Here is a 14,487-nt window from a genome sequence, read left to right on the forward strand (position 1 = left end):
GGCGCGGTCGTCAGTCCTCGTCGCGGTGCCACCAGTACCAGCACAGGCCCACCACGAGGGCGATCAGGAAAACGGCGGGCAGCACGAGGCCCGGGATGCGGGAGCCGCTCATCGGGGACGCCTTCGGATCAGGGCGGCAGAAAGCCGTACGTCAGGTGCCCCATGGTGACGTACAGGGGGATTTCGGTCACCGCGGTTTTCCGCAGTCGTTGCCGGGCGTTCGAGTATCCGGCGGTGATGTCATTCCACCGGGTGACCCGGTACGACGCCCTCGTCCGCCCGTCAGCCGCCGTCGAGGCTCGTGCGGGACTCCAGCGCCCGGCGGGTGTCGTTGCCGTAGACCCCGGTCTCGTCCCCGGAGATGCCGTACCAGAGCTGGAAGCGGGCCACGGCCTCGGTGAGGACGGTGTCGTAGTGGCCGTCGGTGGAGCCGCCGCGGTAGACGTCCGGGACGGCCAGCAGGCGCTGCTGGAGTTCGGTGACCTCGGGGCCGCTGTCGCCCTGGCGCAGAGTGCCCGGACCGTCCGGGTCGGTGGCCGAGGTGGCGGTGGCGGTGGCGGTGGCCGTGGCGGTACTGGGTGCGGCGGGTGCTGTCGTGGGCGGTGCGGCGGTGGCCGCGTCTCCTCGGCCGGGCAGCAGCAACGCGCAGCCGAAGCCGACCAGTGCGGCCGCGGACACAGCGACCACGACGCCGGCCCGGCGCAGACCGGTGCCGAAGCCGAAACGGCCGCCGACCGGTGTCGCGTGCCGCGCGTCGCCGAGGGGCGGCAGTTCCTGGGTCTCGTCCTCGGCGACGTTGCGCCACCGCGGGTTCGCGACGGCTTCGTAGCTCTCGGCGCCCTGCGCGCCCGCAGCGTCCTCAGCGTCTTGCCGCATCTCCCGCATCAGCTCCGCGAGGGCGTCGAAGCGCCGCAGGCGCAGGACGCGGACGGGTTCCAGGACCGGGCCGTGGGGCGGCTGTTCAGGGTCGGGCGGTGTCGACACACTCTCTCCTTCCGCGATCCCCGTGAGGAGATACGGAAGGGGCGGCGCGCCGGTTCAGTCCCGGGCCGGGCCGGGCCCGCTCCCGACGAAGCGGCGCAGGGACTTCGTCATCGCGGCGACGAAGGCCTCCCGGGTGCCGTCCGTGAGGGCGTCCAGGGACAGATACGGGTTGAGGTCCTCCAGCTCGACCAGCAGGAGACCGCCGTCCGGGGCGCGGCAGGCGTCGACGCGCTGGATGCCGTGTTCGAGGCCGTTCCAGTCGATGAAGCGCCGGGCGAACTCCAGGTCCTCGGGCGTGGGTTCGTAGGGCTCCAGCCGCCAGCGCTGCGTGGCGTCCGGCGCGTACAGGGCGTACTGGAAGTCGTGGTCGACGAAGTAGAACGACACCTCGTAGGCGAAGTCCACGCACGGCTGGACGAGCACGGTCCCGTCGGCCAGGTCGCGCAGCCGGTCGGCGGGGACGATCTCCAGGCCTATCGAGTCCGCGCCGAGCCTGGGCTTGACCACATAGCGTTCGGCGGCCGGCAGCAGGTGCAGGTCCTCGGCCCGGTCCACGGTGGGGATGACGGGGAAGCCGGCCGCGGTGAGCTCGAGCAGATACTGCTTTCCCGCCATGTCCGCCCGGCCGGTGAGCGGGTTGTAGACCCGTGTCCCCTCGCTCAGCGCCCGCGCGCGGAAGGCGTCGTACGCCTCCTGGTACCCGAGGACCGGACCGCTGTTGCGGATCACCACGGCGTCGAAGCCGTCCATCAGCGCCGCCGCGTCGAGCGGATGGCAGAGCGCCAGGTCGAAGTGCTCGCGCAGCCGGGAGGTCAGGAAGATGTCCTCGTCGCAGTAGCGCCGCCCGCGGGCCGGGTACGCCAGGTCGGTGACGTAGAGGAGACGGGGGCCGGCGGCGGGCATGGGGGCTCCTCGGGCATGGGCATGGGGCGGGCAGGTGCCGAAAGGGTACGTTGCCGCGCGGGCGGCTCCGGCCCTGGCCCCGGGGCATTGGCCACGCGGGAGAGATCCGTACAATTTGAGTCCGAACGATCATCCACGGCCGGTTCCGGCCGTGCGGTGTCCGCTCAGCGACGCGAAGGAGCGCCCGTGCCCGGCCAGCGATCCATCACCGAAGCCGAGAGGCTCGTCTCGGAGAAGCTCGGCGGCATCCCGATCCGCCGGGAACAGATGGCGGCCGTGGCCAACATCTACCGGGCCGCCTCGGCGGTGCGCCAGCACCTGGAGAACTCCGTGCTGCGCGGCTCGGACCTGACCTGGACGGCGTTCGTGGTCCTGTGGGTGGTCTGGGTGTGGGGCGAGTCGGAGACCCGGCACGTGGCGGAGGAGGCCGGGATCTCCAAGGGCACGCTCACGGGCGTGGCGCGCACCCTGGAGTCGCGCGGGCTGCTGCGCCGGGCCGGGCATCCGCAGGACGGCCGGCTGGTCCTGCTGAGCCTGACCGACAAGGGCGAGGACCTGATGCGGCGGGTGTTCCCGGAGTTCAACGACGAGGAGGCGTTCGTCACCGCGCGGCTGGACGCCGACGGGTGCCGCAGCCTCGCAGAGGGGCTGCGGCAGGTCGTCCTCCAGGTGGAGGAGCACGGCGAGGAGCGGCGCCGGCAGCTGCTGGACGGTGCCGAGCCCGCGCCCCGGCGCAGCGGGCGGCGCCCCAAGGCGTGAGCTCGTGAACTCGGGGGCCGTGCTCAGGCGCGGCTCCGGGCGGCTCGTACCAGGGCGTCGAAGAGTGCCTGCTGGGCCGGGTCCCGGTGCGCCGTGTCCTCCGGGTGCCACTGCACGGCCGTGAACCAGCCCGGGGCAGCCGGGAGTTCGAGGCCCTCGACGGTTCCGTCCTCGGCGGTGGCCGTGACCGTCAGTCCCGTGCCGAGCCGGTCGACACGCTGGTGGTGGTAGCAGGACGCGTCTGCCTTCTCCGCGCCGGTGGCCCGCTCCAGCAGGGTGCCGCACCGTATCCGTACCGGGTGGGCGAGGTGGCGGTGCTCCCGGTCCGGGCCGCCCATGTCCTGCTCCAGGCTGCCGCCGAGGGCCACGTTGACCGCCTGCAGACCGCGGCAGACGGCGAGCAGGGGCAGGCCCGACTCCAGCGCGTGGCGGGCGAGTTCGAGGTCGAAGGCGTCCTGGAGGTCGTCGACGTCGTAGACGGTGTCGTGGGTGTCGGTCGCGCCGTAGCGGTGCGGGGCGAGGTCGCCGCCGCCGGGGAGCAGGACGCCGTCGAAGCGGGCGAGCCGGTCGGCCACGCCGGTGTCCGCGGGGTGCAGGCTCAGGGGTTCGCCGCCGGCCCGCCACACGGCCTCGATCAGGGCGCGGGCGTTGACCTCGGCCGCGTACCGCAGGGCGGAGGTGGTCGCGCTGAAGCGGGCGGGGATCGCGATCAGGGGGCGGGTCACAGCTGGATCCAGGTCGTCTTGAGCTCGGTGTACTTCTCCAGGGCGTGGACGGACTTGTCCCGGCCGTTGCCGGACTGCTTCATGCCGCCGAAGGGAACGGTCAGGTCACCCTCCTCGTAGCAGTTGACCCAGACCGTGCCCGCCTTCAGCTGCCGCGAGACCCGGTGCGCGGTGGACAGGTCGGAGGTCCACAGGCCGGCCGCGAGTCCGTACTCGGTCGCGTTGGCGAGCCGTACCGCCTCGTCGAGGTCGTCGAAGGCGAGGACCGACAGCACCGGGCCGAAGACCTCCTCGCGGGCCAGGCGCATCCCGGGGGTGACCGCGTCGAAGACGGTGGGGCCGAGGTAGCTGCCGCCGGTCCCGGTCAGGGTGCGCTCGCCGCCGGTGCGCAGCCGGGCGCCCTCGCTCTCGGCGGTGGCGATGTGGTCGAGGACGCGGCCCAGGTGGGCCTCGCCGACCAGGGCTCCCATCTCGGTGGCCGGGTCGAGCGGGTCGCCGACGCGCAGTTCCCGGGCCCTTCGTACGACGGCCTCGGTGACGCGTTCGGCGATCGAGGAGTGGACCAGGAGCCGGGAGGGTGCCGTGCACATCTCGCCCTGGTTGAAGAAGATGCCCCAGGCGGCGGTGGCGGCGGCCCGGTCCAGGTCGGGGGCGTCGGGCAGGACGATGTTCGGTGACTTGCCGCCGAGTTCGAGCCAGACGCGCTTGAGGTTGGAGTCGGCGGAGTAGCGCAGGAAGTGGCGGCCCACGGCGGTGGAGCCGGTGAAGGCGAGGACGTCCACGTCGGGGTGCAGGCCGATCGCCCGGCCCGCGGTGGGGCCGTCGCCGGTGACGACGTTGAGCACGCCCGGCGGCAGACCGGCCTGAGTGCCGATCCGGCCGAGCAGCAGGGCGGACAGCGGGGAGGACTCGGACGGCTTCAGTACGACGGTGCAGCCGGCGGCGAGGGCCGGGGCGACCTTCCAGCTCGCCAGGGTGAGGGGGAAGTTCCAGGGGACGACGGCGCCGACGACTCCGGCAGGCTCGCGGGTGACGAGGGCGAGGGCGTCGGGGGCGGTGTGCGGGGACTCGTCGGTGAGCTTGTCGGCGAGCTGGCCGTACCAGCGGAAGGTGGTGATGGCGGCGCGCAGTTCGATGTCGTACGCGTCGGTGATCGGCTTACCCATCTCCAGGCTGACGGTGAGTGCGAGCCTCTCCCGCTGCTCTTCGAGGAGTTCGGCGATCCGGAGCAGCACCCGGCCGCGCTCGGCGGGGGCGAGGTGCGGCCAGGGGCCTGAGTCGAAGGCCCGGCGGGCGGCGGCGACGGCGTGGTCGACCTCGGCCGTCCCCGCGTCGGGGACATGGGTGAGGATCTGCCCGTCGCGGGGCGAGACGACCGCGAACGTCACCCCCGACCCGGCTTCGTCCCTCCCGTCGATGTGGTGCCGCGCGGGCAGGTCGAGTGCCTTGGCCCGGCGCAGCAGTTCGTCATGGGTGACGTCCAGCATGGTGTTCCGTTCGGGGATAGGGGGCCCGGCTCCCGGGGGAGCCGGGCCCGGCGGGGGTGCGTCAGTGGCCGGCGGTCCGGGCGTGGACCAGGCGCGCGGCGGCGGCGCCCAGGAGCAGCACCGCGGGTACGGCGAGGACGAGCCAGGTGGCCGTGGTGGCGTCGCCGCCGATGAGGGTGGTGAAGTTCGCCAGGACCACCCAGATCACGGCGGCGATGCCGAAGGCGCCGAGGGCGGGCGCGATCAGGGTGTTCCAGCGCCGGGTGTCGAGGCGCTCACGGCGGAAGAAGACGATCACGGAGACCGAGGTCAGGAAGTACAGGAGCATGCAGGCGAGGACCCCGACCCCGCTGAACCAGGAGAAGAGGGTGAGGACCGGGTCCTTGCCCGCGACGGCGAACGGCATGACCAGCAGCACCGCGATCGCGGTCTGCACCGCGCCCGCGGCCCCTGGCGAGTGGCGCTGGTTGAGGGAGCGCAGCCGGCCGGGCAGCAGGCCCTCGCGGCTCAGGGAGAACAGATAGCGGTTGGCGGAGTTGTGGAAGGCGAGGATGCCGGCGAACAGCGAGGTGGCCAGCAGGACGGGCAGCACGTCGTTGACCCAGCCGCCGAACTGGTCGGCGATGGGCGCGAAGACGAACACCGTGGAGTCGCCGCCCGCCAGCGCCTTGCCCGCGGCCTCGGTGACCTTCGAGGGGCCGTAGGAGGAGACGAGCATCCAGGAGGTGAAGGCGAAGAAGCCGGTGACCACGGCGACCGAGAGATAGGTGGCCCGGGGCACGGTCCGGTGCGGTTCGCGTGCCTCCTCGCCGTAGATGGCGGTGGCCTCGAAGCCGAACATCGACGCGACGGCGAACATCAGCGCCACGCCCGGGGCGCCCTGCAGTACGGCACCCGGTGAGAAGGTGTGGGCGACGCCGAGGCCCTCGGGGCCGCCGCCCTTGACCAGGGTGACCACGGCGAAGGCGAGCAGGATGCTGAACTCGGCCAGGACGAACACGGCGAGCACCTTGGCGCCGATCTCGATGCCCGCGGCGCCCAGCGCCTGCACGACGACCATGGTCACGAGGGCCCACACCCACCAGGAGATCTGCACCCCGCCGTAGTGCTGGACCAGGCCGCCGACCGTGAAGCCGTACAGGCCGTACATCGCGGCCTGGACCGTGCAGTAGGCGAACAGGGCCACGGCGGCGCTGCCGCTGCCCGTGGTCCGGCCGAGGCCCTTGCCGATGTAGGTGTAGAAGGCGCCCGCGTTCACCACGTGCCGGCCCATGGCCACGAAGCCCACGGAGAACAGCAGGATCACCGCGCCGGCGACGGCGTAGGCGGCCGGGGCCCCGGGGCCGTTGCCGACCGCGACGGCGATCGGGACGGCGCCCGCGATGCCGGTGAGCGGCGCCTGGGCGGAGAGGACGAAGAAGAGGATGCCCAGGACTCCCAGGGCGTTGCGCTTGAGTGTGCCCGTTGCCTGGGAGGCCTCTTTGGCCCGGGGTGCTGCGTCGACCGTCTGACTGTCCACTCGGATCACCTGCTGAGGAGGGGAGGGAGGTTTCGTTTTGAGCCAAACGAGTTGCCTCATGTTGGGCTGGAACTATCCATATGGCAAGGGGTCGAGGGAGGAATTTACGCAGCGGAGACCCCCGCCGCGGGCGCGACGGGGGTTCCCTGCCGGACCACTCTCAGCCGTCGGCCCCGGACGACCGTTCGCCCAGGTCACGCAGCAGGGCGCGCAGCTCGGCCAGGGCCTCCTCGGTGACGTCCCGCTCGCCGAAGACGAGCTGGTGCAGCACCAGGCCCTCCAGCGCGGCGAAGACCAGCCGGGACAGACCCCGCTCGACCGGCCGGGCCAGCATCTGGGACAGCTCGCGCCGGGTGGCCTCGAAGTACTCCTCGTACAGGCCCCGCAGATGCGGCAGCAGCTCCGGGCGGCGGCGCGCCTCCAGCAGCAGCTCGTACTGGAACGCCTGGAGGTCGGGACCGGACTCCACCATGTCCGCCAGGCCGACGGAGAAGTCGGCGATCTCACCCGTGCCGGGTTCGAGGGCGCTGCTGCTCAGGGAGGAGCGCACGGCGTGTGCCAGCGCCTCCTCGATCAACGCGTCCCGGGAACCGAAGTGGTGCACGACGAGCCCGTGGGTGACCCCGGCCTCCTCCGCGACGGCCCGGTACGTCAGCCTGCGCAGCCCGCCCCGGGCCACCACGCGCACGGCGGCGTCGAGCAGGGCCTCCCGGCCGGCTCCGTAGTTCCTCACGCGCTTGCGGGGGCGCTGCTCACGGGCGGGCTCGCTCATGGACGTGACCCTACCCGCGCCGTTCACCTCATCGCCGCGGCGGCCGGATGCCGCGGAACTCCCAGTCCCCGCCGAGCGCCGTGGACAGCACTTCCTCGGACTCGGTGGGCTGGGCGCCGACGTCGGAGCGGACCGGGGTGGGCCCGGTGACGACGTGGTTGGTGAGCCTGCCCAGGCCCTCGACCTCCACCTCCACCACGTCGCCCGGCCGGACGGGGCGGGAGTTGGCCGGGGTGCCGGACAGCAGCACGTCACCGGGGTACAGGGTGATCGTCCGGGCGATGTCGGCGACGAGATAGTGCATGTCCCACTTCATCTCGTCGGTGGAACCGTCCTGCACCACCTCGCCGTTGACATAGGTGCGCAGCCGCTTGCCGTGGAAGTCCCAGTCGGTGACCAGGCCAGGGCCGAGCGGGCACAGGGTGTCGGAGCCCTTGACCCGGAGCATCGAGCCGGCGTCGGTGTCGCGGAAGTCGTGCAGTCCGTAGTCGTTGGCGACGGTGTAGCCGGCGATGTACTCGCCCGCCTCGGCCGGGGAGACGTTCCGCGCGGTCCGCCCGATGACGATGGCGACCTCGCCCTCGTAGTTCAGCCACTTGCAGCCCTCGGGCCGGACGATCGCGCCCCGGTGGGAGTTGAGGGACGAGGTCGGCTTGTGGAAGTAGGTCGGGGTGTCCGGGAGGTCGATCCGGAACTCCTCGACCCGGCTGCGGTGGTTGAGGTGGACGGCGATCACCTTGGACGGAACGACCGGGGGAAGGTGCCGGGCGTCCTCGGCCTTGACGCGGCGGCCGTCCCCGGCGACGAGTTCCTCGCCGTCGACGGTGACCTCGACGGCGGCGCCGTCGAGGAGGATGCGGCGGTATTCGGGCATGGTCGGGCTCCTCAGACGCGGCTGTGCGGGGTGCGGGGGGACGGCGGCACGGACGGACCGGTGCCGGTCCAGCCCTCGGCGGGGCGGTCGAACCAGAGGTGCACCTGGCCGGTGCCGACGGAGTTCTCGTACGCGCCGTACTGACGGGCCCTGGCCACGCAGGCCTGCTCGCCGAGCGCGCCCGCCATCATCAGGTAGTGGAAGAACTTCGCCTCCGGCCTGAACCTCCAGAACTCGTCCATGGTGTCGAGGACCTTGTCGTGGCGGCCCTCCTTGAACCAGGCGATCCGCTCCTCGTCCGCCGCGCGCGCCTCGGGCGTGAAGATGTGGACGGGGTCGCTGGCCTCGTGGTCGCGCAGCTCCCGCAGGGGCCAGAAGGTGTGCGAGAGCGCACCGGAGGCGATCAGCAGCACCCGGCGCCCCGGGGTGGCGGCGATGCCGTCCGCGAGGGCCCGGCCGAGGCGCAGATGGTCCTCCATGTCGCCGGTCTGGCAGACGCCGATGGTCACCCACCGCTTGTCCGCGAGGCCCTCGCCGAGGAACTTCCAGAGGTTGATGGTGGCGTAGTAGATCGGCAGGTAGTCGTCGTCGATCGGGGTGATCCAGGTGCCGTGCTTGTCGGCGAACTGCGCCACGTTGTGGGCGAGTTCGGGGTCGCCGGGGAAGTCGTACGGCATCCGGCACATGCCGCGCGGCAGTTCCTCGGAGGTGAACAGGCCCGCGCGCCGGTGCTGGGCGGTGACGACGAACTCGACGGTGGTCGCCCAGTGGGAGTCGAGGACGACGACGGTGTCGTAGTCGTCCCGTGCGAAGACGTCCCGGCGCAGCTGCTCGAGGCCGGTGACGAGGGTGATCTCCTTGCCCCCGTTGAGCTCCAGCCGGTCGGCCTCGGGCAGCACGATGGTGGGCACATGGGCGAGCAGTCCCGCCCCGACGATCTCACCCATGGTCCTTCCATCCCTTCGGGGCGATGACGGTGTTCTTCAGGTCGCAGTAGAAGTCGAAGCTCCAGGTGCCGCCCTCGCGGCCGACGCCGGAGAGGCGGGAGCCGCCGAAGGGTGCCTGAAGGTCGCGTACGAAGAAGCAGTTGACCCAGACGGTGCCCGCGACCAGCCTCGCGGTGACGCGTTCGGCGCGTGCGCGGTCGCCGGTGGCGACGGTGGCGGCCAGTCCGAAGCGGGTGTCGTCGGCGAGGCGGACGGCCTCCTCCTCGGTGGCGAAGGTCTGCAGGGTGAGGACCGGGCCGAAGACCTCCTCCTGGACGATCTCCGAGTCCTGGGCGACATCGGCGAGGAGCGTCGGCGCGTAGTACTGACCGTCCTTGGGGTGGCCGCCGATGACGGCACGGGCGCCCGCCTCGATCGCGCGCCGCACGAACCCGTCGATCTTCTCCAGCTGACGGGGGTGGATGTTCGGGCCGATGTCGGTGGCCTCGTCGCGCGGGTCGCCCTGCCTCAGCCGCGCGGCCTTCTCGGTGAAGCGCCGGGTGAACTCGCCGGCGATCGACTCCTCGACCAGGATGCGGGTGGCCGCCAGACACACCTGACCGGCGTTGTCGTACTGCTCCACCGCGAGGTCGACGGCCAGATCCAGGTCGGCGTCGGCGAAGACCAGCAGCGGTGACTTGCCGCCCAGTTCGAGGCTCAGCGGGGTGAGGTGGGCGGCGGCCGAGGCGGCGATGCGCCGGGCGGTCGGCACCGAGCCGGTGAAGCTGATGCGGCGGACGTCCGGGTGCGCGGTGAGGGCGTCGCCGATCTCGGCACCATAGCCCTGCACGACGTTCAGGACACCGGCGGGCAGTCCGGCCTCGGCGGCGATGTCGGCCAGCAGCGAGGCGGTCAGCGGGGACCACTCGGCGGGCTTGAGAACCACGGTGTTCCCCGCGGCGAGGGCCGGGGCGACCTTCCAGGTGGCCAGCATCAGCGGCGCGTTCCACGGGGTGATCAGCACGCACGGCCCGGCCGGGTCCCAGCTGACGTGGTTGGTGTGGCCGCGCGTCTCGAAGTCCTCGTGGTCGAGCTGGAGCAGCCAGTCGGCGAAGAAGCGGAAGTTGTGGGCGACGCGGGGCATCACACCGCGCCGGTGCGAGCGGAGCAGGGCCCCGTTGTCCGTGGTCTCGACGATCGCGAGGTCCTCGATCCGCTTCTCGACACCGTCGGCGATGGCGTGCAGGACGCGGGCGCGTTCGGCGCGGGGGGTGGCGGCCCAGGCGGGGAAGGCGGCCTTGGCGGCGGCGACGGCGGCTTCGGCCTCGGCGGGACCGCCGCGGGCGATCCGGCCGAGGGCGGTTCCGTCGATGGGCGAGTGGTCGGTGAAGGTGTCTTCGGAGGCGACGCGCCGGCCGCCGATCCAGTGCCGGGTGTCGACGGTGACTCCGGCGACGGTGACTTTGTCAGACATGAGAAGGGCTCCTTGGGGACAAGGGAGGGATGACGTACCTAGGGGCGCGGGGCTGTATCGATATGCGGCTCCGCCGCGTGGGCGCGACCAGCCACCGACGACCCGCAGCCGGCCACGGACCTCACTCGGCAGACGATCCCGACGTCCCCGACTCCAGCAAGCGCCCGCCGTCCCATACGACGCCCACCTGCCGGTAGTACGCGGCGATCGGCTCACGAACCTCCAGCCGCGCCAACTCCTCGGTCGGCGCCGCGAACAACTCCAACTCGGCGTCACCGACCCACGGTTGACCCCCCTGGAAGGAATCCGCCCCCGACTCGATCAGCTCATCCAGTGCAAGCCCCTTGCCCTTCTCGATCGAGGGCAGCCAGCGATGGTGGGCCATGGGGTGCCCGTTGACGAACCCGTTGGTGTCGGCAGGCTCCCTCAGGGTCACAACCACCTGAGCCAACCGCCGGTCGGCAGCCGCGAGCGTCGCCCCGAACCGCGCCCCCGCCTCGATCCGCGGAGCGGGCCCGTACGGATGCGGCCGTGTCTGGTGGATGGACCCGAGCTTCTTCGGATACCCCTGGTGCAGCCCCCGCGCGATCGCGAAGTCCTTGTCCACCCAGATGTACACGCACCGCGAGTACGTCTGCCCCCGGTACTTGCACCGGACGACCGCGAAGGCCTCCTTGTACTGCGACAGCACCGGATCGAGCAGCTCCGCGCCCGACTGGGAGCAGGACTGCCAGTCGGCCCAGATCAGGGCGACCGCACCGGGGTCCTCGTCGGCCAACTCCAGTGGTTCGGGGAGCAGTTCACGCACCCGCGAGGGATCCGTGCGGTATTCGACGGTGAGCAGGTCGCCGGAGTAGTGCCAGGGCGGCGAGGGGATCAGCGAGGAGGCACCCGTCGCCGTCTTGGGGTGGAAGTAACCGCGGACACTGGTCACTTGAGGCTCCTTACGCGGTGAGGGCGGGCTGCTTCAGCAGTTCGGCGCGGTAGCGGGCGGCGGCGGACGCGACGCCGGGTCCGCCGAGCGCGACGACGCCGACCAGGCGGCCGTCGCGGTGGTAGCCGGCGAGGAGGTCGCCGTCGGTGGCGCCGTCGAGGACCCGGACGTCGGCGAGGCCGAGCGCGGGCGCGCCGAAGGACTGGAGGCGGAAGTCGTGCTGGTCGCTCCAGAAGGTGGGCAGCGGCGCGAACGGCGCCGGCTCCGGCTCACCGTCGACGAGATGGGCGACGAGGGCCTTCGCGGCCTGCTTCGCGGTGTCGGTGGGGATGGACCAGTGCTCCACCCGGCGGGGCACGCCGTCGTAGCGGGCGTTGGGGAAGCGGGCGACGTCGCCGACCGCGACGACCTCCGGGCGGCCGCCGACCCGCAGCAGTTCGTCGGTGAGGACGCCGTCGGTGAGGTCGAGGCCGTTGCCGTCCAGCCACTCGGTGTTGGCGACCGAACCGACCGATTCGACCACCACGTCGGCCGGCCGGACCGAGCCGTCGCTCAGCACGACACCGGTGACCCGGTCGTCGCCCTCGAAGCCCGCGACGCCCGTGCCGAGCGCGAAGCGCACCCCGCGCTCCTCGTGGCGCGCGAGCAGCGCGCGGGCGAGGAGGTCGCCGAGCGGGCCCACCATCGGCAGGGGCAGCGGATCCACGACGGTCACCTCGGCGGCGCCGAGTCCCACGGCGGTGGCGGCGACCTCGCAGCCGATGAAGCCGGCGCCGACCACGACCACCCGTGCGCCGGGCCGGGTCAGCGCCTCGCGCAGGCCCTGGGCGTCAGCGAGGGTGCGGACCGTGTGCCGGCCCGCGAGCGGACCGGGGCAGCGCAGCCGCCGGGGCCGCATACCGGTGGCGACGACGAGACCGTCGTACGGGAGCACCTCGCCGCCGTCGAGTTCGACGGTGTGTTCGGCGAGCCGGGCCGCGACGACCCCGCGGCCGAGGCGCCACTCCACGTCGGCGACGCTCGCGCGGGGGCGGAGAGCCAGAGACGCGAAGGGCGCCTTTCCGGCGAGGACCTCCTTGGAGAGCGGAGGGCGGTTGTACGGCATGTGGGGCTCGTCCCCGATGACGGTGACGGCTCCGGTCCAGCCCGCGGCACGCAGTTGTTCGGCGGCACGCAGGCCGGCCATGGAGGCGCCGGCGACGACGATGCGACCGCTCATGGGTCAGTCCTCGATCCGGATGGCCTGCAGCGGGCAGACGTCGGCGGCCTCTTCGACCTCGTCGCGCAGGGCGTCGTCGGGGTCGGCGACGTAGCCGAGGTGTCCGTCGGCGTCGAGCCGGAAGACGTCGGGCGCGGCGAAGACGCACTGGCCGTGGTCCTGGCACTTGTTCATGTCGACGACGACCTTCATGGCCGGTCCTCCTGAGGGTGAGGGCGTCGGAGCGGGGTGAAGGAAAAGCAAGGGAAGGGGGTGGGGCCCCTCCGGCTCAGGAGGGGCCCCTGCCAACGGGGTGCGGTGACCGCGCCCCGAACTCGTTTGGCTTCAAACAAGGTAGGGAGCCGCCACCCCCTGGTCAATACCTATCCGGATGGATAAATTCTTGGCCCGAACCCCTTGCGGCGCGGACCGCCCCTCCATACCGTTTGGCTTCAAACGGCATGCCGGGAGCCGCCTGGGAGCCAACTCTCCCCCACCGCGCCCCGACCCTGCCGCCACACGCCACCCACCTCCCGGACCGCATGTCCCGGAGGTGCCCGACGTCCGCCCCAGGAGACAACGGTGAGCGCTCACGACATCCAGGTAGTCCGCCGCCACATGGAACGGCTCGCCGCCGACGGCACCGACGTGGTCCGGGTGACCTATCCCGACCTGCTCGGCACCGACCGGGCGCGCGACCTCCTGGTCGAGGAACTCCCCCGGGCCATGGAGCACGGCCTCGCCTTCTGCCGGGCCGTGTACCACACCAGCCCCCAGGGCGATGTGGTCCCGGTCAGCGGCGGCCTGGACGCCGGGCTGCCCGACATCGCCGTACGACCCGACCTCGACACCCTGGTCGCGCTGCCCTGGGAGCCCGGAGTCGCCTCCTGTCTCGCCGAGGTCGTCGACCCGGCCACCGGGTCACCGGCGCCCGAATCCCCCCGCGACCTGCTGCGCACGGTCCTCGACCGCTGTGCCGAGCACGGGCTGCACCCGGTCGTCGGGCCGGAGCTGGAGTACTACCTGTGCGAACCGGACCCGGCCGGCGGCTGGCGCCGGTACGCCCGGAATCCGGGGGTCGTCTACACCGCCGGACTGCGCGCCGACCCCGACAACCACCTGCTGCGCACCCTGCGCCAGGCGCGCGACCTCGGCATCGGCGTGATCAGCGGCAACCACGAGTTCGACGGCGGGCAGTTCGAGATCAACCTCGATCACTCGGACGCGCTGTCGGCCGCCGACCGCTCCTTCCGTTTCAAGGCCGCGATCAAGGAGCTGGCCCGCCGCGAGGGCAGGCTCGCCACCTTCATGGCCAAGCCGTTCAACGACTGCGGCGGCTCCGGCTTCCATCTGCACCTGTCCTGCGACGGCCCCGACGACCGCAACGCGTTCGACGACGAGACGGGGGCGTACGGCCTCTCGCGCACCGCTCGCCACGCGGTCGCCGGCGTCCTCGCACACGCTCCGGCGCTGGCCGCGCTGCTCAACCCGACGGTGAACTCGTACAAGCGGTTCGGGCCCGACACCCTCGCCCCCTGGCTGATCGACTGGGGCCTGGACAACCGCAGCGCCATGGTCCGCATCCCGCCGGAGCGCGGTTCCGGCGCCCGCTTCGAGCTGCGGCTGGGCGACGCGAGCGCCAATCCGTACCTCGCCATCGCCGGGACCGCGGCCGCCACGCTGCTCGGCGTGCTGGCGGGCGAGGAACCCCCGGCCCCGCTGGAGGGATACGGCTACGACACCGCCAGGTCGGCCATGCTGCCGACGACCCTGTCCGCCGCCCTGGACGCGCTGGAGGCGGACACCGCCCTGGCCGACGTCCTCGGCAAGGACTTCACCACGTCCTTCCTCTCCTACAAGCGCGACGAGGTCGAACGCTTCCAACGACACGTCACCGACTGGGAGTTCACCGAGTACGCCTACCACCTGTGA

At 72.2% G+C, this 14,487-nt stretch carries 14 protein-coding genes; 2 read left to right on the forward strand and 12 right to left on the reverse strand.

All coding sequences use genetic code 11. The features are described from left to right. Window positions 1-282: 282 nt before the first annotated feature. A complete protein-coding gene (locus tag AB0I54_RS23145; RefSeq protein WP_363297996.1) occupies window positions 283-984 on the reverse strand; it encodes a peptidoglycan-binding domain-containing protein in 702 nt (233 codons plus the stop codon). Window positions 985-1,038: 54 nt separating this feature from the next. Beyond that, the gene (locus tag AB0I54_RS23150; RefSeq protein WP_363297997.1) at window positions 1,039-1,887 is read right to left on the reverse strand and encodes a hypothetical protein; all 849 of its coding nucleotides are present in this window, start codon (window positions 1,885-1,887) and stop codon (window positions 1,039-1,041) included. A 186-nt stretch (window positions 1,888-2,073) separates the two neighbouring features. Here AB0I54_RS23150 and AB0I54_RS23155 point away from each other — a divergent pair, with 186 nt between their 5' ends. Continuing rightward, the gene (locus AB0I54_RS23155; RefSeq protein ID WP_363297998.1) at window positions 2,074-2,646 is read left to right on the forward strand and encodes a MarR family transcriptional regulator; all 573 of its coding nucleotides are present in this window, start codon (window positions 2,074-2,076) and stop codon (window positions 2,644-2,646) included. Between the two features lie 23 nt (window positions 2,647-2,669). Here the strand turns inward: AB0I54_RS23155 and AB0I54_RS23160 are convergent, their stop codons facing one another. The 10 genes from AB0I54_RS23160 to AB0I54_RS23205 all read right to left on the reverse strand — a co-directional run bounded on the left by AB0I54_RS23160 (window position 2,670) and on the right by AB0I54_RS23205 (window position 12,768). After that, a complete protein-coding gene (locus tag AB0I54_RS23160; protein WP_363297999.1) occupies window positions 2,670-3,371 on the reverse strand; it encodes a gamma-glutamyl-gamma-aminobutyrate hydrolase family protein in 702 nt (233 codons plus the stop codon). Further along, on the reverse strand, window positions 3,368-4,858 hold the full coding sequence (locus tag AB0I54_RS23165) for an aldehyde dehydrogenase (RefSeq protein WP_363298000.1): 1,491 nt from the start codon (window positions 4,856-4,858) through the stop codon (window positions 3,368-3,370). Before AB0I54_RS23165 ends, AB0I54_RS23160 begins: the two co-directional genes overlap by 4 nt. Window positions 4,859-4,919: 61 nt before the next feature. Beyond that, a complete protein-coding gene (locus AB0I54_RS23170; protein ID WP_363298001.1) occupies window positions 4,920-6,386 on the reverse strand; it encodes an APC family permease in 1,467 nt (488 codons plus the stop codon). A 151-nt stretch (window positions 6,387-6,537) separates the two neighbouring features. After that, window positions 6,538-7,149, reverse strand: a complete 612-nt coding sequence (locus AB0I54_RS23175) for a TetR family transcriptional regulator (RefSeq protein WP_363298002.1) — start codon at window positions 7,147-7,149, stop codon at window positions 6,538-6,540. Window positions 7,150-7,177: 28 nt separating this feature from the next. Continuing rightward, window positions 7,178-8,023 (reverse strand): fumarylacetoacetate hydrolase family protein, encoded by an 846-nt coding sequence (locus AB0I54_RS23180; protein WP_363298003.1) that lies wholly within the window; start codon window positions 8,021-8,023, stop codon window positions 7,178-7,180. Between the two features lie 11 nt (window positions 8,024-8,034). Further along, on the reverse strand, window positions 8,035-8,970 hold the full coding sequence (locus AB0I54_RS23185; RefSeq protein ID WP_363298004.1) for a 3,4-dihydroxyphenylacetate 2,3-dioxygenase: 936 nt from the start codon (window positions 8,968-8,970) through the stop codon (window positions 8,035-8,037). Then, complete coding sequence (locus AB0I54_RS23190; protein WP_363298005.1) at window positions 8,963-10,423, reverse strand: aldehyde dehydrogenase; 1,461 nt, start codon at window positions 10,421-10,423, stop codon at window positions 8,963-8,965. The genes AB0I54_RS23185 and AB0I54_RS23190 overlap by 8 nt, the downstream gene beginning before the upstream one ends. Before the next feature lie 121 nt (window positions 10,424-10,544). Continuing rightward, entirely contained in the window at window positions 10,545-11,357 is an 813-nt protein-coding gene (locus AB0I54_RS23195) for an acetoacetate decarboxylase family protein (RefSeq protein ID WP_363298006.1), read from the reverse strand. A gap of 10 nt (window positions 11,358-11,367) precedes the next feature. Continuing rightward, entirely contained in the window at window positions 11,368-12,576 is a 1,209-nt protein-coding gene (locus tag AB0I54_RS23200) for an FAD-dependent oxidoreductase (RefSeq protein WP_363298007.1), read from the reverse strand. A 3-nt stretch (window positions 12,577-12,579) separates the two neighbouring features. Continuing rightward, window positions 12,580-12,768, reverse strand: coding sequence for a ferredoxin (locus tag AB0I54_RS23205; protein ID WP_363298008.1), 189 nt, complete (start codon window positions 12,766-12,768; stop codon window positions 12,580-12,582). Window positions 12,769-13,137: 369 nt separating this feature from the next. Here AB0I54_RS23205 and AB0I54_RS23210 point away from each other — a divergent pair, with 369 nt between their 5' ends. Next, window positions 13,138-14,487, forward strand: coding sequence for a glutamine synthetase family protein (locus tag AB0I54_RS23210; RefSeq protein ID WP_363298009.1), 1,350 nt, complete (start codon window positions 13,138-13,140; stop codon window positions 14,485-14,487).

Origin of the sequence: Streptomyces sp. NPDC050625 (assembly GCF_040654755.1) — a bacterium.
In the GTDB taxonomy this organism is placed as follows: Bacteria; Actinomycetota; Actinomycetes; order Streptomycetales; family Streptomycetaceae; genus Streptomyces.

What these genes read in the sequence shown, in the direction of transcription:
- AB0I54_RS23150 (WP_363297997.1), bottom strand. Translation starts at nt 1,887, where the DNA reads ATGCCCGCCGCCGGCCCCCGTCTCCTCTACGTCACCGACCTGGCGTAC.
- AB0I54_RS23165 (WP_363298000.1), bottom strand. Translation starts at nt 4,858, where the DNA reads ATGCTGGACGTCACCCATGACGAACTGCTGCGCCGGGCCAAGGCACTC.
- AB0I54_RS23175 (WP_363298002.1), bottom strand. Translation starts at nt 7,149, where the DNA reads ATGAGCGAGCCCGCCCGTGAGCAGCGCCCCCGCAAGCGCGTGAGGAAC.
- AB0I54_RS23180 (WP_363298003.1), bottom strand. Translation starts at nt 8,023, where the DNA reads ATGCCCGAATACCGCCGCATCCTCCTCGACGGCGCCGCCGTCGAGGTC.
- AB0I54_RS23185 (WP_363298004.1), bottom strand. Translation starts at nt 8,970, where the DNA reads ATGGGTGAGATCGTCGGGGCGGGACTGCTCGCCCATGTGCCCACCATC.
- AB0I54_RS23190 (WP_363298005.1), bottom strand. Translation starts at nt 10,423, where the DNA reads ATGTCTGACAAAGTCACCGTCGCCGGAGTCACCGTCGACACCCGGCAC.
- AB0I54_RS23200 (WP_363298007.1), bottom strand. Translation starts at nt 12,576, where the DNA reads ATGAGCGGTCGCATCGTCGTCGCCGGCGCCTCCATGGCCGGCCTGCGT.
- AB0I54_RS23205 (WP_363298008.1), bottom strand. Translation starts at nt 12,768, where the DNA reads ATGAAGGTCGTCGTCGACATGAACAAGTGCCAGGACCACGGCCAGTGC.